Below are 24683 nucleotides of genomic sequence, written 5' to 3'. Positions count from 1 at the left end.
ATTATCGATTACGTGTGACATCCTTCGCTCTTGCTGTAGTCACGTAATATGGACAGTTAACTTTACGACAATGGTGTTTTTATCTGCCAGTTGGCTATTTGGCAATATGTCATGCTGGCTCGCTAAAAAATCTGAATTTGTTAGCTTATGCGCCCAGTAAGTGGTGTCGCATAAATAGTGAGGTGTGTCGCAAAATAGGGCTTTCTCTGCCAGGTATTTGTGACACGAAGTCCGGCTAACAATTAGTTAAGATTATGAGAAAAATAGAGAATTTTCACCTGCTGGTTATGTTGATTCTGTTAGTTGCAGTCGGTCAAATGGCACAAACCATTTATGTTCCTGTTGTCGCGGATATCGCCCGCGATCTCTCGGTGCGCCCCGGCACTGTGCAGCGCGTGATGGCGGCCTATTTATTAACCTATGGCTTCTCGCAACTGATTTATGGCCCACTATCTGATCGGGTTGGGCGTCGGCCGGTCATCTTGGCGGGTATGATGATATTTATGCTGGGCGCATTAGGTGCTTGGCTGGCAAATAGTTTGTCCTTGTTGGTTGCGGCCAGTGCTTTGCAAGGCATGGGGACGGGGGTCGCAGGCGTGATGGCACGAACCATGCCGCGAGATTTATATGCTGGTACCGCATTGCGTTACGCTAACAGTATGCTGAACATGGGGATTTTGGTCAGCCCGCTCATGGCTCCGGTCATCGGTGGGGTGCTAGCAAGTCTGTTTGGCTGGCGTGCATGCTATGCTTTCTTGCTTTTCTTATGCGGTGGCGTGGCATTTTGCATGTTCCGCTGGTTGCCAGAAACTCGTCCGCAGCAAACTGAGAAGCGACGTATGCTGGCCAGCTTCCGCTTATTGTTATCAGACCGCGCTTTTAGCTGTTATTTGGTGATGTTGATTGGAGCATTGGCAGGAATTGCAGTGTTTGAGGCCAGTGCCGGTGTGTTGATGGGCGGTGTGTTGGGGTTGAGCGGCGTGATGGTCAGTATCTTATTTATCCTGCCCATTCCTGCAGCGTTCTTTGGTGCATGGTATGCCGGTCGCGATGGTAAAACTTTCCATAACCTGATGTGGCACTCAGTGATCAGTTGTCTGCTGGCGGGCTTAATGATGTGGATACCTGGCTGGTTTGGCATTATGAATATTTGGACGCTGGTGATACCGGCGGCGCTGTTCTTCTTTGGTGCTGGGATGTTATTCCCGCTTGCCACGACAGGGGCGATGGAGCCATTCCCTTATCTGGCCGGTGCGGCGGGGGCTTTGGTTGGTGGGTTACAGAATGTTGGTTCAGGCCTGGCGACCTGGTTATCCGCGATGTTACCGCAGACCGGGCAATTCAGTCTGGGGCTACTGATGTTTGCTATGGCAGTCTTGATTTTGCTGTGCTGGTGGCCGTTATCTCACCGGATGCAACCGCAAGAACATCGGGTTTAACTGCGAAGAGATTCTTGTGAGCGAAGGGGGTAACGCACCTAGGGGCGCTCCGGCGAGTGGCGTCGCTACGACCCCAGCGGCACGCTTCCCCTTCGTTTAACTTTATCAGCCGCCACCATTTTAATTTTTTGCTAAAAAATTCGTGAGACGAATTACAGCAAGAACTCATGCAGTGCCGGGTCTTTGCGATCAAGGAAATGGGTGGAACGGATACGGCGGATTGTGCGGGATTTACCGCGAATCAGCAGTGTCTCGGTGGTTGCCATGTTCCCTTTGCGATAAATGCCTTCCAGCAGATCACCTTTGGTAATGCCGGTGGCAGAGAAAATCACATTATCATTGCGGGCCATATCACCCAGTAACAGCACTTTACCTGCCTCAATACCCATTGATTTGCAGCGCACCAGTTCTTCTTCACCAATGCGACGATTGTCTTCGTTATCACCTTTTACTTGATGACGAGGTAGCAAACGGCCTTGCATATCACCATCCAGGGCGCGGATGACCGCAGCAGAAATCACCCCTTCAGGTGCTCCGCCGATGCAGTACATCACATCCACTTCACTTTCTGGCATGCAGGTTAGGATGGAAGCCGCAACATCGCCATCGGGAATAGCGAACACTTTGACACCCAGTTGCTGCATTTCGGCGATGATGCCGTCATGACGAGGTTTAGCGAGCGTAATAACCGTTAAATCGGTCAGTGGTTTATTCAGCTTGATAGCCACATTGCGTAAGTTGAGTTCGAGCGGCAGATTTAGGTCGATAGCGCCTTTCGCCCCGGGGCCAACCACCAGCTTTTCCATATACATGTCCGGCGCATGTAAAAATGTGCCTTTATCTCCCACCGCCAATACGGCCAGTGCATTAGCTTGACCCATTGCCGTCATACGGGTGCCTTCAATGGGGTCTACCGCGATATCAACCGCATCACCTTGGCCTGTGCCGACATTTTCGCCGATATACAGCATCGGAGCTTCATCAATTTCACCTTCGCCGATAACAATCTGCCCATCAATATTGACCTGATTGAGCATAATACGCATGGCTTTTACAGCAGCACCGTCGGCAGCATTTTTATCGCCCCGACCCAGCCACTTATAACCTGCCAGCGCGGCAGCTTCGGTGACGCGGGAAAACTCGATGGCTAATTCACGTTTCATCATTAACCTATTAATTGAGGTGGTATAGAAGAATAGAAGCCGGAATTCTACCACCTTTGTGACGTGAAGCCGCAAGCGTGTCTTTTGATGTGGTGGTTTTTTTCACCATAAAAATGCCCCATCGGGGGAGGGATGGGGCGTCGATTGCATAAAACATTTTTAGCTTAAAGCCGGCGGACCGTTACTCTTCGTGCTCTTCCCATGCCTGGGCGCGTGCCACTGCTTTCTTCCAGCCTTTGTAACGGTAATCACGCTCAGTGGTTTCTATTCCTGGGCGGAACTCACGCTCAATGGTTGCTTTACTTTTCACTTCGTCCAAATCATTCCAGAAGCCAGTTGCCAGACCTGCCAGGAATGCAGCACCCAGTGCTGTGCTCTCACGTACCTCTGGGCGCTCAACACGCGTGCCCAGAATGTCGGCCTGGAACTGCATCAGGAAGTTGTTGGCAACTGCGCCACCATCGACACGGAGTGATTTCAGGCGCTCACCAGAATCTGCTTGCATGGCATCCAGTACATCACGAGTCTGATAAGCAATAGATTCGAGTGTTGCACGGATAATATGGTTGCTGTTAACACCACGGGTCAGGCCGAAGATTGCACCACGCGCATACGGGTCCCAATAAGGAGCACCGAGGCCGGTGAAGGCAGGCACCACATACACACCGTTGCTGTCTTTCACTTTGGTGGCGAAGTATTCAGAGTCATCAGCATCGCTGATAAGCTTCAATTCATCACGCAACCATTGGATGGATGCACCACCAATAAACACTGCACCTTCCAGTGCATAGTTAACTTCACCGCGAGGGCCACAGGCGATAGTGGTCAGCAGGCCATGATTGGATTGCACTGCTTCTGTGCCGGTATTCATCAGCAGGAAGCAGCCGGTACCGTAAGTGTTTTTTGCCATCCCTGGTTGGACACAAAGCTGGCCGAACAGCGCGGCTTGCTGGTCACCGGCGATCCCGGCGATAGGAATACGAGTCCCGCCTTTACCACCAATGTTGGTCTGGCCGTAAACTTCTGAGGATGGGCGAACTTCAGGTAGCATTGAGCGCGGGATATTCAGCGCTTTCAACATCCGTTCATCCCACTCTTTGGTGCGGATATTAAACATCATGGTACGTGAAGCGTTGGTGTAATCCGTTACGTGTACGCGGCCTTGCGTCATGTTCCACACTAGCCAAGTGTCAACAGTACCAAACAGCAACTCGCCGCGCTCAGCACGGTCACGCGCGCCTTCTACGTTATCAAGAATCCATTTCACCTTGGTGCCGGAGAAGTAAGGGTCGACGACCAGCCCGGTGTTGTGGCGGATGTACTCTTCCAGCCCTTCTTTTTTCAGTTTTTCACAGATATCGGCAGTACGGCGGCATTGCCAGACGATGGCGTTATACACCGGCTTACCTGTTGTTTTATCCCAAACAATGGTGGTTTCACGTTGGTTGGTGATACCGATGCCAGCAATTTCATCAGAACTGATACCGGCTTTGGCTAGCACTTCGACCAATGTAGAGCTTTGGGTAGCCCAGATTTCCATTGGGTCATGCTCAACCCATCCTGCTTTTGGATAGATTTGCTCAAATTCGCGCTGAGAGATACTCACGATATTGGCATCGTGATCCAACACCACTGCTCTGGAGCTGGTGGTTCCTTGGTCAAGCGCGACAATGTATTTCTTTTGAGTAGTATTTTCAGTTGTCATAATTAGCCTACTTTTAAGTTGCCGTTTATACCCACAATTTCAATTACGGTGAGTATATTCTTCCAGTATCTATTATTTACGCTTTGCGTTCTGTGGTCGTAACCGTGGTTTCTTCATCGTCAGCGACACACACATCACATGGCAAATGGCGACCAATTAGGGCGCGATAACCAAATGCACCTACCAATGCGCCAACGATAGGCCCAAAGATGGGTACCAAGAAGTAAGGAATGTCACGCCCGCCAGTGAAGGCAACCTCGCCCCAGCCAGCAAAATAAGCAAATAGCTTAGGACCAAAGTCACGTGCCGGGTTTAATGCAAACCCAGTTAATGGTCCCATTGAGCCGCCGATAACGGCAATCAAAATACCAATCAGCAGTGGCGCCAACGGACCGCGTGGAATGCCGTTGCCATCATCAGTCAGCGCCAGGATCAGACACATCAAAATTGCGGTGATAACAGTTTCAACCAGGAAAGCCTGGAAAACAGAAATGTGTGGATTTGGATAAGTCGAGAAAATGCCAGCCTAGTTCAGACTTTCAACGCTACCACGTGCTATCTGATGAGTTTGTTCAAAATCGATAAACAGGTTGTAGTAAAGGCCAAACACTAAGGCCGCGGCACAAAATGCCCCGGCAACTTGCGCCACAATGTAGGGAAGAACTTTACGGCGATCGAAGCAGGCAAATAGCCACAATGCAATGGTGACTGCTGGATTAAGATGAGCGCCTGAAATGGCTGCGGTTAAATAGATGGCCATGGCAACACCCAGGCCCCAAATGATACTAATTTCCCACTGCCCAAAACTGGCCCCAGCCAACTTTAATGCAGCGACACAGCCCACACCAAAAAAGATGAGTAGAGCAGTACCGAGAAACTCCGCGATACATTGGCCCTTCAAGGTCGAACTAGCAGTTTGGCTCATAGTAGATGTCCTAGAGACAGAGATTTATAGGGTATTTCTTATTTTTACCCTTTGGATAATAAAAGGGGTGATGTAAATTTATCGTTAACGAGCACAAACGAGAAATAGCGAAATCAAAATGTGTGTAGTGCGTCATAAAAATGAGCGATTTCGCGTTATTCACGGCTGTTAAGGGACTTTGAAAGTGTGATCAGACCAGTACTTTTCTCTTCAGTTGTTAAGGGCATGTATCACTTTACAGGATTGGCCATAGAGGTTTTTCAGTTTTTACTGATGGTTCTTGACATGAAATTGCAACAGAGTGTGGTTTGTACCGGCATGGCGCTAGACAGGGGGGGATTGGCTACATACAATCGCTTTACAAGGGAGGCGCTTTACAAGACCATCGTTTTTATCAAGTGGCGTCACTTGGGCGATGGGACGTCTAAAATAGAGTGCTTGTGGCACTCGTTTGATGGATATATAGCGCGATAAATAAGTATTCACAGCAGTTTCATTTGTCGATGGTTGCTTCAGTTTATGCGGCAACTGAAGCTAAAAATGATGACTGCGATCAAGATATGTACGCCTTGCGACTCATAAGGGGACCGAAGAATGTCATTTGAAGTATTTGAGAAATTGGAAGTTAAAGTTCAGCAGGCGATTGATACCATCACTTTGTTACAGATGGAAATTGAAGAGCTGAAAGAGAAAAATAACACCCTGTCCCAAGAAGTTCAGGAAGCGGCTGGTGGCCGTGAAGCGTTAGTGCGCGAAAATGAACAACTGAAACAAGAACAGCATGTGTGGCAGGATCGTCTGCGGGCACTGTTGGGAAAGATGGAAGAAGTCTAAGTACCCGTTGGCTTAAAGCTTCACTAACGCGTTGTTGAAAGCCGCTAGTCACATAACCTCTCCTGGTTGGAAAGGCAAAAAGGGCGATATCAATATCGCCCTTTTTAATGATTATTATATGTAAATCAGCTAGATACTATTCAATATCCAACGGTTCTTCTGACAAGATGATCCCGGTGTTGTCTGCATACAAATGGTCACCGGAGAAGAATGTCACCCCACCAAAATTAACGCGGATATCGCTCTCACCAATACCCTCATCTGCAGCACCGACTGGAATTGCCGCCATCGCCTGGATACCAATATCCAATTCGGCCAGTTCATCAACTTGACGGACAGCGCCGTAAACAACGATGCCTTCCCACTCGTTTTTCAATGCTAAATCAGCAAGTTCAGCATTGATTAATGCTCGGCGCACTGAGCCACCGCCATCGACAACTAAAACACGGCCAAGACCATTTTCTTCGAATAGGTCAAACAACAAGCCGTTATCTTCGAAACATTTTACAGTGGTTATCTTGCCACCAAATGAAGTACGTCCGCCAAAATTGGAGAACAGTGGTTCTACCACATTTACCTCTTCATGATAGATATCACAGAGATCGGAAGTATCATATTTCATAGGATTAACGTCTGGTTGCGGCTGGGATGCTAAGTATATCCCTTTCTGGCAGCTGTTGGCAAAATCATCAATTGTTAAATTTCTCCGGGAAGGTTTTATCGATCACAACCCGGAGAAAAAAGAAGCGGGATTAACTCAGCACCAGGCCAATAGCAAATAGGATATTGGTCAGTAGTGCGGCTTTGACCATATGTTCGAGCATTGGGCGCATACCTGCGGCGGTTGGCTCACGCAGTACAAACAGCGCGTGTCTGGCTAGCAAGGGAATGGCCAGAACAAAGATCCAACCCGCCCAGCTATGCAAATAAAGAATGTTGAATAATGTCAGGCAGAAGATAGCCGCGACAATCAGCAGGGCATGATAATAACGTGCGACGACAGGGCCTAAACGCACCGCCAGTGTGTTTTTGCCATTTGCTTTATCATTTTCGATATCGCGCAAATTATTAATATTCAAAACAGCTGTTGCCAATAAACCACAGGCGGTAGCCGGTAGCATGACGATACTGTCAAAGTGGCCAGCCTGAAGATAGTAAGTTCCAGCGACACTCAGCCAGCCGAAGAATACTAATACCGAGATATCGCCTAACCCCATATAGCCATAGGGTTTGCTACCCACGGTGTAGGTAATTGCAGCCACAATTGCCATCAGCCCGAGCAGTAAAAAGCCTAAAACGTCGCTGGGCTTTTCACAAGCCACGGCAATGAGTGCGATACCTGAGATAACTGTCAGACTCACAGTGATGATTAGCGCGACTTTCATCTGGTGACGCGTAATTATCCCTTTTTGCATACCGCGCAATGGCCCGATACGTTCTTCGGTATCACTGCCCTTGATAGCATCGCCATAATCATTGGCGAGATTAGATAAAATTTGCAGCAGGCCGGCGGTTAATAAGGCGAGTAATGCGACTGCCGGCTTGAAACTATCGAGCCAGACAGCCAGTGCTGAACCGGTAACGATAGAGGCAAATGCCAGTGGCAATGTTCTTGGCCGCAGGCTTTCCAGCCAAGCCTGGGTCTGGCTGGTGCTGGTTAAGCGGGTATTAGTTGATTGGCTCATGTTCTGCTTCATTGTATAGGAGTCTGGTCCGCCCATATCGGCGAGTTAAAAATTTCAAAACGATCATACGATAAAAATAAGAGCGGGAGGCAGCGCCTCCCACTCTTATTTTGGCGAACCATTTTATCCAGCAAAGGCTTATAAAGCGAATTATAGGATAAAACGACTCAGATCTTCATCTGCAACCAACTCATCCAGGTGCTTACCGACATATGCCGCATCAATAGTTATGGATTGGCCATTGCTCTCGCTGGCGTCATAAGAGATATCTTCCATTAGACGTTCCAGCACAGTATGCAAACGGCGTGCGCCGATGTTCTCGGTGCGCTCGTTAACTTGCCATGCCGCTTCAGCGATTTTGCGGATACCTTCACGGGTAAACTCGACAGTCACCCCTTCAGTTGCCATCAGTGCTTTATACTGTTCCGTTAGCGAAGCACTCGGTTCGGTCAAAATTCGCTCAAAATCATCTGTTGTCAGGGCCTGCAATTCTACCCGAATTGGCAAGCGACCTTGCAATTCCGGGATAAGGTCTGACGGGCTGGAAACCTGGAATGCACCGGAGGCAATAAACAAGATATGGTCCGTTTTCACCATGCCGTGTTTGGTTGATACGGTGCAACCTTCTACCAATGGCAACAAGTCACGCTGTACCCCTTCGCGAGATACATCCGGGCCAGACGTCTGACCGCGTTTACAGATTTTATCGATTTCGTCGATAAATACGATCCCGTGCTGCTCGACCGCATCAATCGCCTGCTGTTTCAGCTCCTCTGGATTAACCAGTTTCGCTGCTTCCTCTTCAATTAGCAGTTTAAATGCTTCTTTGATTTTGATTTTACGCGGCTTTTGCTTCTGCCCCGCAATATTCTGGAACATGGATTGCAACTGGTTAGTCATCTCTTCCATGCCAGGAGGGGCCATGATTTCGACACCAACCGGTGCAGCCGCTAGATCGATTTCAATCTCTTTGTCATCTAATTGGCCTTCACGCAGTTTCTTGCGGAAAGCTTGACGCGTCGGGGATTGCTCTTGGGTTTCTTCCGACTGGCCCCAGTTATTCTTAGCCGGTGGGATTAATACATCCAGAATACGTTCTTCGGCCAGTTCTTCTGCCCGATAACGCATTTTTTCAATGGATTGATGGCGAACCATTTTTACTGCTGCATCGGTCAGATCGCGGATTATCGAATCCACTTCTTTACCAACATAGCCAACTTCGGTGAATTTGGTCGCTTCTACTTTGATGAACGGTGCATTGGCCAGTTTTGCCAGTCGGCGGGCAATTTCAGTTTTACCTACACCGGTTGGGCCGATCATCAGAATATTTTTAGGGGTAACTTCATGGCGCAGCTCTTCGCTAAGCTGCATCCGACGCCAGCGGTTACGCAGGGCAATAGCCACTGCACGTTTAGCTTTATCCTGGCCGATAATGTAGCTATCAAGTTCGCTGACGATTTCGCGTGGGGTCATTTCAGACATGTCACTCTATCCTTACGCTCTGTACGTTAATAACGTTTAGTACGTTAATTCTTCAATGGTTTGGAAGCGGTTGGTATAGATACAAATATCCCCCGCAATGCTCAGAGATTTCTCAACGATATCTCGTGCACCCAATTCGGTATTTTCTAGCAACGCGCGTGCAGCAGACTGGGCATAAGGCCCACCTGAGCCGATAGCAATCAGATCATCTTCTGGCTGAATCACATCGCCGTTACCGGTGATGATGAGCGATGCAGTTTCGTCTGCGACTGCCAACAATGCCTCGAGTTTACGTAACATGCGATCGGTGCGCCAATCTTTGGCTAACTCAACGGCGGCTTTGGTCAGGTGGCCCTGGTGCATCTCAAGTTTGCGCTCAAATAGTTCAAACAGGGTAAAGGCATCAGCCGTACCGCCAGCAAAACCAGCAATGACTTTATTGTTATAAAGGCGGCGTACTTTTTTAGCGTTGCCCTTCATTACGGTATTGCCCAGAGTGACCTGGCCATCACCACCGATAACGACATGACCATTACGGCGTACACTTACAATTGTTGTCACGAGCGGACCCTCGTTGCAGACTGAATGAGTCCCCATACTGAATTCAGAAAAACAGTATGGGGTATATTGAGATTATAAATGGGGGAGGATTATGACTTTTCAACCCCCAACAGCGAGGGGAATGCATCCTGACTGACCTGCGCCTTTCAAACGTTGTAAGGCTTTATCGGCAGCAGCCTTGGTGCTGTAAGGGCCGAGTACCACGCGATTCCAGCCACCGCCGGCGGTAATGCGGCTTTCGATACCTTCGAATGCCAATTGCGCGCGAATAGATTCAGCCTGATCAGCAACTTTGAATGAGCCACACTGCACCATCCAGCGTTGTACCTTTTCTTTCTCTTTCTCTTTCTCTTTTTCCGGCTTCGGCGGTGTTGCTGCCTGTGTTACCGGCGCAGTAGGCTGCTGCGTACGAGGTGGTGTCGTGACTTGCGGCTGCACTTGTACCTGTGGAGCAGGTATTGACTGCGTTGTCGTCTGACGTGGCTGCGTTAAGGGTTGCTGCTGCATATTGGTGACCGGTGGTTTGATGGTCACTGCGGAGCGTGGCACCGACATCCCTTGGTTATACGGCACTTCTGAAAGCTGCGTAGGTTGCTGGCGCATATCTGCCTGCATCTGCTCAAGCAATTGGCGTTGCTCATTGGTCAGTTGTGTCTTGGAATTGACTTCACCACCAGCAGACGGTTCTGTTGGTGTTGGCACGCCAATCTGGCGATTTTCCAACTCCTTAATATAACGCCAACGCTCTTCCGGTTTCGGCGGTAAGCCATTACCGGTACGCGGGTCATGACTGGGCAGTAACGGAAGCTCACCCGATTTGTTATGGGTGATGAAATAAAGTCCACCAACAAATACCACTAATAGCGCGACGGCCAGTGCCACCACGGTTTTGGATACTGCTGGAGCACTGCGTTTTTTTCGGCTGGTGCTTTTGCGCCGCGCTCCTGAGCGCCCTCGGCTTACATAATCTCTTTGTGCCACTATCGTTTCGCTGCGTCGTGATGATGGAATAAGTCCGTCATGTTACTGAACCCCTGAATATTTGCCTAGCGTTTAGGCGCAGCAGTACTTTCCCTGACGATCAATTCGGTGTCTAACAGGCGGGAGCCACTTTGTACTGAATGCCCTTGTAACTGCTCAAGCAATAGTAACATGGCTTGCTGACCAATTTGATAACGCGGTTGTGCCACGGTGGTCAAGGGGGGATCACAATACTGTGACAATTTCAGGTCGTCGAAGCCGACCACCGAGATATCCTGCGGGACGCGCAGCCCCATTCTCTTGGCCTGCCACATTGCTCCTATCGCCATAACATCATTGTGACAAAATATTGCTGTAGGGGGGTGAGGTAGCCCCATGAGAGTGGCAAAGGTTTCGGCTCCGGCTTCATAACTAAAATCACCGCGAATAATATAGTCACTGTCGATCGTAATACCATTACGGCGGAGCGCCTGGATATAACCCTGTAGCCGGTATTGGCATAAGGGGAAATGCTCCGGCCCGGCAACACAGGCAATGTGTTTGTGGCCTAACTCATGCAGATAATTAACGGCTTCATAGGCGGCGGTCAGGTTATCGATATGTACGGTGGGCAGTTCCAATTCTGGTGCAAACTCATTTGCCATCACCATCGGCGGTAAATTACGTTGTTCTTCCTTGCTGGCATCAAACGGCAGGTTGGAACCTAGCAGCAACATACCATCAATTTGTTTAGTGATGATCAGGTTAACGAAAGTCCGCTCTTGCTGCGTTTGTTGGGCACAATCACCAATTAAGATCAGATAGCCTTGTTGGGCTGCGGCATGTTCAATGCCTTGGATGATGTCAGCAAAAAAGGGGTCGCTGATATCTGGAACGATAACCAGAATAGTGCGCGACTCGTTACGTTTAATATTGCGGGATAAAGCGTGAGGAGAGTAACCGACAGCCAGAACAGCTTGCTCCACTTTTTGCCGAGTCACTGTTGAAACCTTTTCAGGGTTCATCAATGCGCGCGATACCGTCGCAGTTGAAACACCTGCCATTTCGGCAACGTCTTTCATCGTGGCCATCGTGAATTCTTTCTTATGTTCCAACGCCTTTCTCCTTGCTCTGGCTCCGAGCCAGCACTCATGCTTAATGCAGGCTTTCCGTCATTCTATACAGATAGTGAGGGCAATTTGTTACCTAATTTGCATTAAAAGTGTGACGGAAGTGGGTTTTTTCGCACTGGCTCGCATAAAGCAGGGTAAACGATTGCTTTATGATGTTAGCTATATCGCCAAAATCGTTGGCGTTACAGTTAACATCATGGTGGCGTCAGCTGATTAGCTATCTATGGGATCAACATCCAATGTCCACTTAACTTTCCGCGCTTGCGGCAAAGTATTGATGAGGGGCTGAGATGTTTTAATCAGTCGTTGCAGTAATTGCCGCGAGGGGTGTTGTAATAATAATTGCCAGCGGAAGCGCCCACCTCGTTTCGCCTGTAATGCCGGAACCGGCCCCATAATCCATAATGCATCATCTTTAAGCGGGCTGGCTTCCAGTAAATTACGTAATTGTTGCAAAAACAGTGCCGCTTGCTGGTTATCGTGATCTTCGCTGCGCACGATAATATGGCTGGTATAGGGGGGTAAAAATACGCTTTTGCGCTCTGCCAGAGCTTGTTTGGCAAAGGCATCGTAGCCCTGTTGCAGCAGGATTTGCAGCAATGGATGCTCAGGGTGATGGGTTTGTAAGATGACCTCGCCTTGCTTACCTGCACGGCCAGCACGGCCTGATACTTGCGTGTAGAGCTGCGCAAAGCGCTCCGCCGAACGGAAATCTGCCGAGAATAATGCACCATCGACATCCAGCAATGCCACCAGAGTCACATCGGGGAAGTGATGGCCTTTCGCCAGCATTTGGGTGCCAATCAATATTCGCGCCCCTCCTTGATGTACATCAGCCAGATGCTGTTCCAGCGAGCCTTTGCGGCTGGTGGTATCACGGTCAATTCGGGTGATCGGCGTGTCTGGGAACAGAGGAGCCAGCTCATTTTCCAACTGTTCAGTACCGACACCGACTGACACCAGATGTGTTGAGCCGCATTTAGGGCACTGCTGTGGCACTGGGCGCTGGCTGTCGCAGTGGTGGCAGCGTAATTGGCGGTAATTCTGATGCAGGGTGTAATAGTGGTCACAGCGCTGACATTCAGCAATCCAACCACACTCATGGCACAGCAGCGCAGGCGCATAACCCCGGCGGTTGAGGAACAGAATCACCTGATTGTCGGCCTGCAAATGGGTTTTCATCCGTTTTAGCAGCGGCTGAGAAAGGCCGACTTTGAGCGGCAACCCTTTGAGATCTAACAAGTGCTGCACTGCCGGTTTAGCATTACCGGCGCGTTTCGTCAGGGTTAACTGGCGATATTTACCCATTTGTACATTATGTAAGGTTTCCAGCGCGGGGGTTGCCGTCCCCATCACGATGGGAATGCCTTCTTCGCGCGCACGGAATACCGCTAAATCGCGGGCATGGTAACGCCAGCCTTCTTGCTGTTTATAGGAGCTATCATGCTCTTCATCAATAATGATGACGCCGAGACGGGAGAATGGCGTGAACAGCGCGGAGCGAGTTCCTATTACAATGGCGGCTTCGCCGTTACGGGCTCGTAGCCAGACGGATAAGCGCTCGCTGTCGTTTAAACCAGAATGGAGCACTTCAACCGGCGCATTGAATCGTTCGCGAAAACGGGCGATAGTTTGCGGTGTTAGGCCAATTTCAGGAACCAAAACCAGCGCCTGGCGGCCCTGCGCCAGAATATTTTCCAGCACACTGAGATAAACTTCGGTTTTACCCGAGCCAGTCACCCCGGCCAGCAACCAGGCGGCAAACTGAGTATCTTCACTGCGAATCGCCCCGACAGCGGTGGCTTGCTCAGTATTGAGCCGCAAGCGTTCGCCTAATACGGAAAAACCGTCGCGCCAGTCTGTGGTTGCTACTTCTTGTGCCCGCAGGTCAATTAGCCCTTTGCTACGCAATGCTTGCAGCGCACTTTCCGTTAATGCCATTTCATTAACTTGATGGCGATAAACCGGCTTTTGTAATAACGCCGCAAGGGCTTGTTGTTGCTTCGGTGCGCGTTTTAAGCTTTCTGGCGGAGTGGCCCTGCCTTGTTCGGTGGCAAACCATTGCCACAAGGGGGCAGATTGCGCAGGCTTCCCCTGGCGCAATAAAATTGGTAACGCATGAAACAGCACTTCGCCTATCGGGTAATGATAGTACTCGGTCGCCCAACAAAGAATGCGCCACAGGCTGGGTGGGAATAAGCTGTCGCCGTCCAACACCGCATCAATAGCTTTAAGCTGTTCGAGGGGGAATGTACTGGTTTCGCTGATACCCACTACCATTCCAATGGCATTACGTTTACCAAATGGCACACTGACGCGAGCCCCCACTACCGGGCAGGGCGTGGCACTGTCAAGGCGGTAGTCAAAGGTGCGGGCCAGTGGAACGGGTAACGCCACTTGAACAACGGGCATGTGTTTTCATCCTGATATACCCGTCATATTTCAAGCCGCATGTGCGTTGGCTGTGCTCAATCACCCCAGTTGCTCACTTATGTAAGCTCTTGGGGATTGACTCGCTTGCCGCCTTCCCGCAACTCGAATTATTTAGGGTATTAATAAAATGGTATAAATAAAGATTGAACAGTTTACACTGCGTACCTCACAATGTGCGGATTCGATTGCGCGGCTTGGTCAAATTCTGTATTATTCGCCGCCTTTGATATAATTTGATATCAAATTCTGTTAACAACCGTTGTTTGTTTTATCAGCGCTTGTTATTTTCTAATCGTGTGGTGTCTGGCGGAACAGGGCTGGATAGCGACACGGCCTAAATATAGAGGTTTCCATGAAACAAGGTATCCACCCTAAATACGACTTAGTTACTGCTTCTTGCTCTTGCGGTAACGTTATCAAGATCAACTCAACTGTTGGTCATGACCTGAATCTGGACGTGTGCGGCGAATGCCACCCGTTCTACACTGGCAAGCAGCGTGATGTTGCGACCGGTGGCCGTGTTGACCGCTTCAACAAGCGTTTCAGCGTGCCGGGTGCTAAGAAGTAATTATTGCCCGCCAGACGAAAAAAAGGCCTCCAGGGGCCTTTTTTCATTTCTACTCTCAGGTTCAGATTGAACCGGACGGTAGCTGGAAATCAATATTCCCAGGTATCGGGATCAACACCCAATTCACGCATTAAAATCTTCGCGGCTTCCGGGATTTCATCACTGCGTTCTTTGCGCAGATCTTCGTCATTCGGTAGCGGCTGACCGGTAAATGCATGCAAAAAAGCCTCACACAACAACTCACTGTTGGTGGCATGGCGCAGGTTGTTCACCTGACGGCGAGTCCGTTCATCGGTGAGGATTTTTAAAACCTTCAGCGGAATGGATACCGTAATTTTTTTGACCTGCTCGCTTTTCTTACCGTGTTCAGCGTAAGGGCTGACATACTCGCCGTTCCACTCAGCCATGGGACACCTTAAATTTGTCGGGAAAATACAAAATTCTGAAAACCGGCCAATTATGCCCGATCTTCGCTGTTCTCACTAAATAAATGTCGATTTTACTAGACTAATGTCACTGAAATAACCTTTTTTGCTATTTATTGATAGCTATTACCTTTCTATGTCATCTTTGTGGTTAAACAAAGCACCACTGAAACCTGACTGACATCATAAGGATATCTAAAACCTCTATAATTTTAGCGGTTATTATCCCATTGCTCAATCTATACGCAAAGAAGTTTAGATGTCCAGATGTATTGACGTCCGTAATTTGTGCGTCTACTCTGGCGTAACATTTTCTCGATATCCGGTTGGTGGAAATCCATATGACGCGTAAACAGGCAACCATAGCAGTCCGTAGCGGGTTGAACGATGACGAGCAATACGGCTGCGTTGTCCCCCCGATTCACCTCTCCAGTACCTATAATTTTATCGATTTTAATCAGCCACGCGCCCATGACTATTCTCGTCGCGGTAATCCGACGCGTGATGTGGTGCAGCGGGCATTGGCTGAACTGGAAGGGGGCGCAGGTGCGGTAATGACCAGCAGTGGGATGTCGGCGATTCATTTGGTTTGTACCACCTTCCTTAAACCCGGCGATCTACTGGTTGCTCCGCATGACTGTTACGGTGGTAGCTATCGTTTGTTCGATAGTTTGAGCAAGCGCGGTGCTTATCGGGTTCTGTTTGTTGATCAGGGCGATGAAGCTGCATTGAGTCAGGCCTTGGCTGAAAAGCCCAAGCTGGTTTTGATTGAAACCCCGAGTAACCCGCTGCTGCGAGTGGTGGATATTGCCGCTATCTGCAAAGCCGCTCATGCTGTCGGCGCATTAACGGTTTGCGATAATACTTTCCTTAGCCCAGCGCTACAGCAGCCGCTCACTTTGGGGGCGGATCTGGTGGTGCACTCCTGTACCAAATATCTAAATGGTCATTCTGACGTGGTGGCGGGGGCGGTCATTGCCAAAGATCCTGAGTTGGCTGTCGAGCTGGCATGGTGGGCGAACAATATCGGCGTAACCGGTGCGGCATTTGATAGCTACTTGTTATTACGTGGGTTACGCACGCTGTCACCGCGTATGGCTCAACAACAGCGAAACGCAGATGAAATTGTCCGCTATTTAGAGCAACAGCCTTTAGTGAAAAAGCTGTATCATCCTTCTCTGCCACAACATCCCGGCCACGAAATTGCTCGCCGTCAGCAGTCAGGTTTTGGTGCGATGCTCAGTTTTGAGCTTGATGGTGATGAGCAGGTATTGCGTCGTTTCCTCTCTGCCCTTGAATTATTTACCCTGGCAGAGTCTTTGGGGGGCGTTGAAAGCCTGATTTCCCATGCCGCGACCATGACCCATGCCGGTATGGCGCCAGAAGCGCGCACGGCCGCCGGTATTACTGATAGTTTATTGCGAATTTCCGTGGGTATCGAAGACAGCGAAGATTTGATTGCCGATTTGGAAAATGCTTTCCAGTTGGCGAGACCGAGGTAAGTATGAATGCAACAGCGGTAGCAGCGGCGGTGACTGGCCGTCAACTGCATAAATTTGGTGGTAGTAGTCTTGCGGATGTGAAGTGTTACCTGCGGGTGGCCAATATTATGGCCAACTATAGTCATCCCGGCGACCTTATGGTGGTGTCTGCGGCGGGTAGCACCACAAACCAGCTGATTAGCTGGTTGAAACTGAGTCAAACTGATCGTCTTTCTGCCCATCAGGTGCAGCAAAATCTGCGCCGTTACCAACATGACTTGATTAGTGGTTTATTGTCGCCAGAAATGGCCGAGCCGTTAATTAGTGAATTTATTCATGATCTGGAACGCCTGGCTGGCCTGTTGGATAATAAAGTCGACGATGCTATCTATGCCGAAGTGGTTGGTCATGGTGAGATTTGGTCGGCCCGCTTGATGTCTGCGGTATTGAACAAACTCGATATGGATGCCGACTGGCTTGATGCTCGTAGTTTCCTGCGTGCTGAACATGCGGCGCAGCCACAAATCGACGAAGGCCGTTCGTATCCGTTGTTGCAGCAATTAATGGCACAACACCCACACCAACGTCTGGTGGTGACGGGTTTTATTTCGCGCAATAGCGCCGGTGAAACCGTGTTGTTGGGGCGTAACGGCAGTGACTACTCGGCCACTCAAGTCGGTGCGCTGGCAGGGGTCGAACGTGTCACTATCTGGAGTGATGTGGCGGGGGTATACAGTGCTGACCCGCGCAAAGTGAAAGATGCTTGTTTGTTACCTTTACTGCGGCTGGATGAAGCCAGTGAACTGGCTCGATTGGCAGCTCCGGTATTGCATACTCGCACCCTACAGCCGGTTTCCGGCAGCGATATTGATTTACAACTACGTTGTAGCTATCAGCCAGAACAAGGTTCAACCCGTATTGAACGGGTGCTGGCTTCCGGGTCAGGTGCCAAAATTGTCACCAGTCACGATGATGTCTGCCTGATCGAATTACAGATTGCCGCCCACCATGATTTCTCGCTAGCACAGAAAGAGATCGATTTACTGCTCAAACGCGCGCAAATCAAGCCGCTGGCTACCGGTATTCATCCTGATCGTAATCTATTGCAACTTTGCTATACCTCCGAAGTGGTTAACAGCGCATTAAGAGTGCTGGAGGATGCCACGCTGCCGGGGAAATTATCCTTGCGTGAGGGGTTGGCTCTGGTCGCTTTGGTCGGAGCTGGGGTCAGCAAGAACCCCCTGCATAGCCACCGTTTCTATCAACAACTGAAAGATCAGCCCGTCGAGTTTATTTGGCAGGCAGAAGACGGCATTAGTATGGTTGCGGTGCTGCGTCTCGGGCCGACTGAGCACTTGATTCAGGGCTTACACCAATCACTGTTCCGTGCAGAGAAGCGCATCGGTTTGATGCTGTTTGGTAAAGGCAATATTGGTGCTCGCTGGTTGGAGCTATTTGCCCGTGAGCAGAAGAATATCTCAGCTCGCAGTGGCTTTGAGTTCGTGTTGGCCGGTGTAGTGGATAGCCGCCGTAGTCTGTTGAGTTATGACGGGCTGGACGCTAGCCGGACGCTGGCATTTTACGATGACGAAGCTAAAGAGCAGGATGAGGAATCCTTATTCTTGTGGATGCGCGCGCACCCATTTGATGATTTGGTGGTGTTGGATGTGACCGCCAGTGAGTCACTTGCCGAGCAGTATCTGGATTTTGCCAGCTATGGTTTCCACGTTATCAGCGCCAATAAATTAGCCGGAGCCTCCAGCAGCAATAATTACCGCCAAATCCGTGATGCTTTTGCCAAAACTGGCCGCCACTGGTTGTATAACGCCACGGTGGGCGCGGGGTTACCGGTTAACCATACCGTGCGCGATTTGCGCGATAGCGGCGACAGTATTCTAGCCATCAGCGGTATTTTCTCTGGCACTCTATCCTGGCTGTTCCTGCAATTTGACGGCACCGTGCCCTTTACCGATCTGGTGGATCAAGCCTGGCAACAGGGCTTGACTGAACCTGATCCGCGTGTCGATCTCTCCGGGCAAGACGTGATGCGCAAGCTGGTGATTTTAGCTCGTGAAGCCGGTTACGACATTGAACCTAATCAGGTGCGGGTCGAATCGCTAGTACCTGCGGGTGCCGATGTGGGTTCCGTAGATCAATTCTTTGAGAATGGCGAAGCATTGAATCAGCAAATGATTCAGCGTTTAGAAGCCGCCAATGAAATGGGTCTGGTGCTCCGTTATGTCGCGCGCTTTGATGCCAATGGTAAGGCGCGGGTGGGCGTTGAAGCAGTGCGTGCGGACCATCCGTTAGCGTCATTACTGCCATGCGATAACGTTTTTGCCATCGAGAGCCGTTGGTATCGCGATAATCCCTTGGTTATCCGTGGCCCAGGGGCAGGGCGTGATGTTACCGCTGGTGCCATTCAGTCTGATTTAAACCGCCTATCCCAGTTGTTATAACCTGCACTTATTCACCTCCTCTGTCCAACGCAGAGGAGGTGAAGTGACTACATTTCATACAGCATGAATTTTCCGCGCATTGCGTGTGAATATTAATCATCGCTCTAAACTTATTTAAAAGTTGACTCTTTAGCCAACTTCGGTCATTTTCTATTTAGACGTCTAAACGTATAGACGCTTATAAAATGACAGATAACATAAGTCGTCAAAATGATGACAATAGTCAATGGAGTAACAGGGTATGAGTTTTTTCCACGCAAACCAGCGGGAAGCGCTGAATCAAAGTTTGGCAGAGCTGCAAGGCCAGATTAATGTTTCTTTTGAGTTTTTCCCGCCGCGTACCAGCGAGATGGAAGACACCCTGTGGAGCTCGATTGACCGCCTGAGTACTCTGAAACCAAAATTTGTCTCAGTGACTTATGGTGCTAACTCCGGTGAGCGCGATCGTACTCATAGCATCATCAAAGGGATTAAAGAGCGTACCGGCCTTGAAGCGGCTCCGCATCTGACTTGTGTTGATGCTTCTCCAACCCAGTTACGGGAAATAGCCACCGATTACTGGAACAGCGGTATTCGCCATATCGTGGCGCTGCGCGGTGATTTACCGCCCGATAGCGGTAAGCCGGAAATGTATGCTTCTGATTTAGTGGGTTTATTGAAAGATGTCGGTGATTTTGATATCTCAGTTGCTGCTTATCCAGAAGTACACCCAGAAGCCAAAAGCGCGCAAGCTGATCTGATTAACCTGAAACGCAAGATTGATGCCGGTGCTAACCGCGCTATCACTCAGTTTTTCTTCGATGTTGAAAGTTACCTGCGTTTTCGTGATCGCTGTGTAGCGACGGGTATTGATGTTGAGATTGTACCGGGTATCTTGCCGGTATCTAACTTTAAACAGCTTCAGCGCTTTGCCACCATGACCAATGTGCGGGTACCTAACTGGATGACCACTATATTTGAAGGGCTGGATAACGATCCAGAAACCCGCAAAATGGTCGGTGCATCAGTAGCAATGGATATGGTGAAGATTCTTAGCCGCGAAGGGGTAAAGGACTTCCATTTCTATACCTTAAATCGGGCAGAATTAAGTTATGCGATTTGCCATACGCTGGGGGTCAGGCCGTAGTGCCGATAAACTCATGGCGTGATATTTATTAGAGGACCACAGATAGATTTATTTCTAGTTCTTTGGCTTCAGATAGAGCTAAAGAACTAGAACCAAGAGGCCTGAGATAACTCTTTGTTTAGCGAGTCTATTGGCAGTTTTACGGGTTATTTTATTTTTCTGCAGTAATCATTTTTATTTGTTCACTTAGTTGGTTCAGTGCTTTTTCTTTACTATCATGCATACCTGAATATTGGAAAAGCAGTGTATGTTTCATCGTGGCGATATCGGATTGCATCTGTTTTCCCTCAGCCTTGGATAATATAGAATTCACTCCGCCGAAAAGGCCATGATTGTCTTCAGGCCCCCTGAATGTATGTAGCGTATTTTTTATTTCATTCACCTGGACTGTTATTGCTTTCATGTCTGCTTTGTGAAAACGGCCGTCACTCTTGGTATTGTTGACCGCATTTTCAATAGTACCTAAGAGATTACTTCTAATGGCCATTGTTCTGTTATTTAAGTTGATACTCATATAAATTCCTAATTATGAAAGTGAAATTGATTTATAGTCAATAATAAATGAGCTACTCATAACAATCTTTCATAAACCGATTGCAAACAGTTCCAGCGCTTGGCCACCATGACCAATGTGCGGGTGCCACACTGGATGACCCGTATATTTGAAGGGCTGGATAACGACCCGAAAACGCGCAAAATGTTCGGCGCCTCAGTGGCAATGGATAGGGTGAAGATTCTGAGCCGCGAAGGGTGAAGGACTTCCATTTCTATACCTTAAATTGGGCAGAATTAAGGTGTGCTATTTGCCATAAGTTTTGGTAATACTTTGATTTAGATAAATTAAACCCGCCTATTCAAGCTGGCGGGTTTGTTAATTCAATTAGTTATTGGCTATATTTAGATGCTATACCTCGACCACCAGCAGCGCTCTGAAATGCTGAATCAAAAGCGGATTTTTGGGTGTTGATACCAACACTATTGATGGCTTTCATCATTTGTGCGATGGGTGCCATTTTTTTCTCCAACATATTTGAGTTTTGGCTCAAAAGTTTATCACTCATTATTGTCAGATGATTCATCGCCCCTCGTTGTTCCGATTTACTAAGACCTTCAATACTATTTTTTACTTCCTTGAATAAAGAAGCCAGGCTCTGTGTGGTACTTTTAGTGACTTTACCGTCTGTTTGAGATGCTTTGGCAAAGCTATCTAATTTGTTCAACATCATACTTCTGGCTGCTGGACCGGATATATTCATTGTCTTACTCCTAATAATTTTAATAAAAATGGTTTTGTAAGACGTAATAATGAATCTACAGGCCATAACAATCTTTCATAAACCGATTCTAAACTTACAGTCTATTGATGGAATAAATGTGCACCCTTGATTGAGCAATAAAAAAACGGGCACTCGGCCCGTTTTGTCTTTTTATTCCCGATAATTCTGCTGGCACTAACCGGTATTACGCATCCCGGCCGCTACCCCAGCTATAGTCACCATCAAGGCTTGCTCAACACGGGCATCGGGGTGTTGTTGCTGGCGCGAACGGTGCAACAGCTCGGCTTGCAACACGTTCAGTGGGTCGGTATAGACGTTACGCAGTGCTATTGACTCGGCAATCCACGGCAAATCAGCCATCAAGTGGTCGTCGTTGGCGATAGCCAGCACCACGTTAATATCGGCTGCCAGTTGGTCGCGTAATTGCTGTCCTAACGGCCACAATGATTTATCCACCAGACGCTGGTCATAATATTCAGCCAGCCACAAATCGGCTTTGGCAAACACCATTTCCAGCATACCAATTCGGGTTGAGAAGAACGGCCAGTCACGGCACATGGAGGCTAATGCTTCTTTCTTACCGGCCTCGATAGCTTTCTGCAAACCGGCACCGGCACCCAGCCACGCCGGTAACATCAGGCGGTTTTGTGTCCAGGCGAAGATCCACGGAATAGCACGCAGGCTTTCCACCCCGCCATTCGGGCGACGTTTGGCGGGGCGTGAACCCAATGGCAGCTTGCCTAATTCCAGCTCTGGCGTCGCGGCGCGGAAGTAAGGCACAAACTGTGGATTTTCACGTACATAGCCGCGATACATCTCACAAGAGGCATCAGACAGAATATCCATCACCTCCACCCATTCTTTCTTCGGCTCTGGCGGCGGCAATAGATTCGCTTCCAGAATCGCCCCTGCGTACAGGGCCAGGCTGCTGATGGTGACTTCCGGTAAACCAAATTTAAAGCGAATCATCTCGCCTTGTTCCGTTACGCGTAAGCCGCCTTTCAGGCTGCCCGGAGGCTGAGAAAGCAGCGCGGCATGGGCAGGTGCACCACCACGGCCAATGGAACCGCCGCGACCATGGAACAGTGTCAGGGAGATACCGGCTTTCTCGCAGGTTTTAATTAGCGCATCTTGCGCGCGATATTGCGCCCAAGACGCGGCCATCACACCGGCATCTTTCGCCGAGTCAGAATAGCCAATCATCACCATTTGCTTGCCTTGGATCAGACCGCGATACCAGTCGATATTCAGTAACTGGGTCATCACGTCGTCCGCATTGTTCAGGTCATCGAGTGTTTCGAACAATGGCGCGACTGGCAGAGTGAATGGGCAGCCGGCTTCTTTCAGCAGTAAATGCACCGCCAGCACGTCCGATGGTACTTTCGCCATGGAAATCACATAAGCGGCGATAGAACCTTGCGGTGCTTCGGCAATCACCCGGCAGGTTTCCAGCACTTCTTGGGTATCTGCACTGGGTTCCCATTTCAGCGGAACCAGTGGGCGCTTAGAGTTCAATTCGCGGATCAGGAAGGCTTGTTTGTCCGCTTCAGACCAGCTTTCATAATCACCGAGGCCCAGATAACGAGTTAGCTCAGCAATGGCATCGGTGTGACGGGTGCTTTCCTGACGCACATCGATACGCACCAATGGCACACCGAAACAGCGCACGCGGCGCAAGGTATCGAGTAACTGGCCGTTGGCGATGATTTCCATGCCACAAGCTTTCAGGGATTGATAACAAGCGTATAGCGGATCCCACAGTTGGTCATTGCTGACCAGTAAATCTGTTGGTGGCAATACGCGCTCGCCCTTCAGACGTGCTTCCAGATAAGCCTGAGTATTGTTCAACTGAGTACGCACGCGTTTCATCAGTTCACGATAAGGTTCGAGGACCTCTTCGCCGCCCGCCAATTCCCGCAGTTCCGGCGTACATTCCGACATGGAAAGTTCTGATACCAACACCTGAATATCGCGCAGGAACAGATCGGTCGCTTTCCAGCGGCTCAGTAATAGCACATGGCGGGTAATTTCAGCGGTGACATTCGGGTTACCATCACGGTCGCCACCCATCCATGAAGTGAAGCGGATCGGCACCGCTTCTACCGGCAAGCGATAATCGAGGGAGTTTTGCAACTGCTCGTTAAATTCACGCAGGAAAGCTGGCACACCTTCCCATAAGCTGTTTTCAACCACAGCAAAGCCCCATTTGGCTTCATCAACCGGGGAAGGGCGAATTTTGCGAATTTCGTCGGTATGCCATGATTGTGCGACTAACTGCCGCAAACGACGCATGATCTTGTTGCGCTCGTAATCGGCTAAATCATTATGATCCAACTGGCTTAGGCAGGTATTCACTTCAACCAGTTTATGAATCAGGGTACGGCGGGTAATTTCGGTTGGATGAGCGGTCAACACCAGTTCAATGGATAACTCATCAACCGCGCTGCGCATGTCTTGCTCGCTCAGCTTTTTGTTTTTTAAGCGGGTGAATAGTTGGGCCAGAGCTTCCGGGTTACTCGCGGCTTCGCCATGCGGTGAAATGCTGTGATATTGCTCTGCCGTATTCGTCAGATTGAGGAATTGGCTAAAAGCCCGGGCGACCGGCAGCAGTTCGTCGTTGGATAAATTTTGCAGCGTTGTCAGCAATTCCTGACGGCTCGCTTCATTACCGGCACGCGAAGATTTAGATAATTTACGGATGGTTTCTACTTTTTCAAGGATGTGTTCACCGAGCGCTTCCTTGATGGTGTCCCCGAGTAGCGTACCGAGCATACTGACGTTACTTCGCATTGCGGAATATTGTTCGTTCATATGATTTCTTTTAGTACCCTTCGTAACTTGATGAGTATGTAAATTAATTTCACCCAAGATGCCGAGATGGACAAATCCACTCGCCACGCTCAATCCCATCCCCCAATTGACACTATTTTCAGCAAAAAAACATCATTTTTGGGGATATTTCTGAAATTTAATTACCAGAGGCAGGTTATCAGTCTTTCTAATGGGCAAAATTGATCACCTACCTCA

At 49.3% G+C, this 24683-nt stretch carries 19 protein-coding genes and 2 pseudogenes; 7 read left to right on the top strand and 14 right to left on the bottom strand.

The window, feature by feature from the left end:
- Nucleotides 1-254: 254 nt before the first annotated feature.
- On the top strand, nt 255-1439 hold the full coding sequence (gene emrD, locus ACF3VQ_RS20595) for a multidrug efflux MFS transporter EmrD (RefSeq protein WP_392432765.1): 1185 nt from the start codon (nt 255-257) through the stop codon (nt 1437-1439).
- 152 nt (nt 1440-1591) lie between these two features.
- On the opposite strand, the gene glpX is transcribed toward emrD, so the two are convergent.
- From glpX to ACF3VQ_RS20580, 3 genes and pseudogenes are all read right to left on the bottom strand, one after another.
- The gene (gene glpX / locus ACF3VQ_RS20590) at nt 1592-2602 is read right to left on the bottom strand and encodes a class II fructose-bisphosphatase (RefSeq protein ID WP_011815289.1); all 1011 of its coding nucleotides are present in this window, start codon (nt 2600-2602) and stop codon (nt 1592-1594) included.
- Between the two features lie 181 nt (nt 2603-2783).
- Entirely contained in the window at nt 2784-4307 is a 1524-nt protein-coding gene (gene glpK / locus ACF3VQ_RS20585; protein ID WP_392432764.1) for a glycerol kinase GlpK, read from the bottom strand.
- Nucleotides 4308-4383: 76 nt separating this feature from the next.
- Nucleotides 4384-5232: pseudogene (locus ACF3VQ_RS20580) on the bottom strand (MIP/aquaporin family protein).
- Nucleotides 5233-5826: 594 nt separating this feature from the next.
- Here ACF3VQ_RS20580 and zapB point away from each other — a divergent pair.
- Nucleotides 5827-6066 carry a septal ring assembly protein ZapB gene (gene zapB / locus ACF3VQ_RS20575; RefSeq protein WP_004392238.1) on the top strand — a complete coding sequence of 80 codons (240 nt, stop codon included), beginning with the start codon at nt 5827-5829 and terminating at the stop codon, nt 6064-6066.
- A 136-nt stretch (nt 6067-6202) separates the two neighbouring features.
- Here zapB and rraA read toward each other — a convergent pair whose 3' ends face one another.
- The 7 genes from rraA to priA form a co-directional block, all read right to left on the bottom strand.
- Entirely contained in the window at nt 6203-6688 is a 486-nt protein-coding gene (gene rraA, locus ACF3VQ_RS20570) for a ribonuclease E activity regulator RraA (protein WP_392432763.1), read from the bottom strand.
- A 130-nt stretch (nt 6689-6818) separates the two neighbouring features.
- The gene (locus ACF3VQ_RS20565; protein ID WP_019080284.1) at nt 6819-7751 is read right to left on the bottom strand and encodes a 1,4-dihydroxy-2-naphthoate polyprenyltransferase; all 933 of its coding nucleotides are present in this window, start codon (nt 7749-7751) and stop codon (nt 6819-6821) included.
- Between the two features lie 150 nt (nt 7752-7901).
- Nucleotides 7902-9233, bottom strand: coding sequence for an HslU--HslV peptidase ATPase subunit (gene hslU / locus ACF3VQ_RS20560; protein ID WP_392432762.1), 1332 nt, complete (start codon nt 9231-9233; stop codon nt 7902-7904).
- 36 nt (nt 9234-9269) lie between these two features.
- Nucleotides 9270-9794, bottom strand: a complete 525-nt coding sequence (gene hslV / locus ACF3VQ_RS20555) for an ATP-dependent protease subunit HslV (RefSeq protein ID WP_392432761.1) — start codon at nt 9792-9794, stop codon at nt 9270-9272.
- Nucleotides 9795-9893: 99 nt separating this feature from the next.
- Nucleotides 9894-10775: a cell division protein FtsN gene (ftsN, locus tag ACF3VQ_RS20550; protein WP_392432760.1), complete on the bottom strand. Its 882-nt coding sequence runs from the start codon at nt 10773-10775 to the stop codon at nt 9894-9896.
- Nucleotides 10776-10840: 65 nt separating this feature from the next.
- Nucleotides 10841-11869 carry a DNA-binding transcriptional regulator CytR gene (gene cytR / locus ACF3VQ_RS20545; protein ID WP_392432759.1) on the bottom strand — a complete coding sequence of 343 codons (1029 nt, stop codon included), beginning with the start codon at nt 11867-11869 and terminating at the stop codon, nt 10841-10843.
- 231 nt (nt 11870-12100) lie between these two features.
- Entirely contained in the window at nt 12101-14299 is a 2199-nt protein-coding gene (gene priA / locus ACF3VQ_RS20540; RefSeq protein ID WP_392432758.1) for a primosomal protein N', read from the bottom strand.
- A gap of 373 nt (nt 14300-14672) precedes the next feature.
- Here priA and rpmE point away from each other — a divergent pair, with 373 nt between their 5' ends.
- Entirely contained in the window at nt 14673-14888 is a 216-nt protein-coding gene (rpmE, locus tag ACF3VQ_RS20535; RefSeq protein WP_005163858.1) for a 50S ribosomal protein L31, read from the top strand.
- An 89-nt stretch (nt 14889-14977) separates the two neighbouring features.
- Here the strand turns inward: rpmE and metJ are convergent, their stop codons facing one another.
- A complete protein-coding gene (gene metJ / locus ACF3VQ_RS20530) occupies nt 14978-15295 on the bottom strand; it encodes a met regulon transcriptional regulator MetJ (protein WP_004392248.1) in 318 nt (105 codons plus the stop codon).
- Between the two features lie 359 nt (nt 15296-15654).
- On the opposite strand from metJ, the gene metB reads away from it, so the two are divergent.
- The 3 genes from metB (at nt 15655) to metF (ending at nt 20379) form a co-directional block, all read left to right on the top strand.
- Nucleotides 15655-16815 (top strand): cystathionine gamma-synthase, encoded by a 1161-nt coding sequence (gene metB, locus ACF3VQ_RS20525; RefSeq protein WP_392432757.1) that lies wholly within the window; start codon nt 15655-15657, stop codon nt 16813-16815.
- Nucleotides 16816-16817: 2 nt separating this feature from the next.
- A complete protein-coding gene (locus tag ACF3VQ_RS20520; protein ID WP_392432756.1) occupies nt 16818-19253 on the top strand; it encodes a bifunctional aspartate kinase/homoserine dehydrogenase II in 2436 nt (811 codons plus the stop codon).
- Nucleotides 19254-19494: 241 nt separating this feature from the next.
- Nucleotides 19495-20379, top strand: coding sequence for a methylenetetrahydrofolate reductase (gene metF, locus ACF3VQ_RS20515; protein WP_005163851.1), 885 nt, complete (start codon nt 19495-19497; stop codon nt 20377-20379).
- A gap of 151 nt (nt 20380-20530) precedes the next feature.
- Here the strand turns inward: metF and ACF3VQ_RS20510 are convergent, their stop codons facing one another.
- On the bottom strand, nt 20531-20893 hold the full coding sequence (locus ACF3VQ_RS20510; protein ID WP_392432755.1) for a hypothetical protein: 363 nt from the start codon (nt 20891-20893) through the stop codon (nt 20531-20533).
- An 84-nt stretch (nt 20894-20977) separates the two neighbouring features.
- Between ACF3VQ_RS20510 and ACF3VQ_RS20505 the strand changes: the two are divergent.
- Nucleotides 20978-21201, top strand: a pseudogene (locus ACF3VQ_RS20505) (methylenetetrahydrofolate reductase); the annotation flags it as partial.
- Nucleotides 21202-21263: 62 nt separating this feature from the next.
- On the opposite strand, the gene ACF3VQ_RS20500 reads toward ACF3VQ_RS20505, so the two are convergent.
- Both ACF3VQ_RS20500 and ppc read right to left on the bottom strand, forming a co-directional pair.
- A complete protein-coding gene (locus ACF3VQ_RS20500) occupies nt 21264-21635 on the bottom strand; it encodes a hypothetical protein (protein WP_392432754.1) in 372 nt (123 codons plus the stop codon).
- Between the two features lie 195 nt (nt 21636-21830).
- The gene (gene ppc / locus ACF3VQ_RS20495) at nt 21831-24467 is read right to left on the bottom strand and encodes a phosphoenolpyruvate carboxylase (protein WP_392432753.1); all 2637 of its coding nucleotides are present in this window, start codon (nt 24465-24467) and stop codon (nt 21831-21833) included.
- Nucleotides 24468-24683: the final 216 nt, after the last annotated feature.

It is taken from the genome of Yersinia fenwicki (assembly GCF_043099325.1).
Classification (GTDB): Bacteria; Pseudomonadota; Gammaproteobacteria; order Enterobacterales; family Enterobacteriaceae; genus Yersinia.
Note: the sequence above shows the minus strand (reverse complement) of the source record. Positions and strands in the feature narration are given on the sequence as shown.

What these genes read in the sequence shown, in the direction of transcription:
- emrD (WP_392432765.1), top strand. Translation starts at nt 255, where the DNA reads ATGAGAAAAATAGAGAATTTTCACCTGCTGGTTATGTTGATTCTGTTA.
- glpX (WP_011815289.1), bottom strand. Translation starts at nt 2,602, where the DNA reads ATGAAACGTGAATTAGCCATCGAGTTTTCCCGCGTCACCGAAGCTGCC.
- glpK (WP_392432764.1), bottom strand. Translation starts at nt 4,307, where the DNA reads ATGACAACTGAAAATACTACTCAAAAGAAATACATTGTCGCGCTTGAC.
- zapB (WP_004392238.1), top strand. Translation starts at nt 5,827, where the DNA reads ATGTCATTTGAAGTATTTGAGAAATTGGAAGTTAAAGTTCAGCAGGCG.
- rraA (WP_392432763.1), bottom strand. Translation starts at nt 6,688, where the DNA reads ATGAAATATGATACTTCCGATCTCTGTGATATCTATCATGAAGAGGTA.
- ACF3VQ_RS20565 (WP_019080284.1), bottom strand. Translation starts at nt 7,751, where the DNA reads ATGAGCCAATCAACTAATACCCGCTTAACCAGCACCAGCCAGACCCAG.
- hslU (WP_392432762.1), bottom strand. Translation starts at nt 9,233, where the DNA reads ATGTCTGAAATGACCCCACGCGAAATCGTCAGCGAACTTGATAGCTAC.
- priA (WP_392432758.1), bottom strand. Translation starts at nt 14,299, where the DNA reads ATGCCCGTTGTTCAAGTGGCGTTACCCGTTCCACTGGCCCGCACCTTT.
- rpmE (WP_005163858.1), top strand. Translation starts at nt 14,673, where the DNA reads ATGAAACAAGGTATCCACCCTAAATACGACTTAGTTACTGCTTCTTGC.
- metJ (WP_004392248.1), bottom strand. Translation starts at nt 15,295, where the DNA reads ATGGCTGAGTGGAACGGCGAGTATGTCAGCCCTTACGCTGAACACGGT.
- metB (WP_392432757.1), top strand. Translation starts at nt 15,655, where the DNA reads ATGACGCGTAAACAGGCAACCATAGCAGTCCGTAGCGGGTTGAACGAT.
- ACF3VQ_RS20520 (WP_392432756.1), top strand. Translation starts at nt 16,818, where the DNA reads ATGAATGCAACAGCGGTAGCAGCGGCGGTGACTGGCCGTCAACTGCAT.
- metF (WP_005163851.1), top strand. Translation starts at nt 19,495, where the DNA reads ATGAGTTTTTTCCACGCAAACCAGCGGGAAGCGCTGAATCAAAGTTTG.
- ACF3VQ_RS20510 (WP_392432755.1), bottom strand. Translation starts at nt 20,893, where the DNA reads ATGAGTATCAACTTAAATAACAGAACAATGGCCATTAGAAGTAATCTC.
- ACF3VQ_RS20500 (WP_392432754.1), bottom strand. Translation starts at nt 21,635, where the DNA reads ATGAATATATCCGGTCCAGCAGCCAGAAGTATGATGTTGAACAAATTA.
- ppc (WP_392432753.1), bottom strand. Translation starts at nt 24,467, where the DNA reads ATGAACGAACAATATTCCGCAATGCGAAGTAACGTCAGTATGCTCGGT.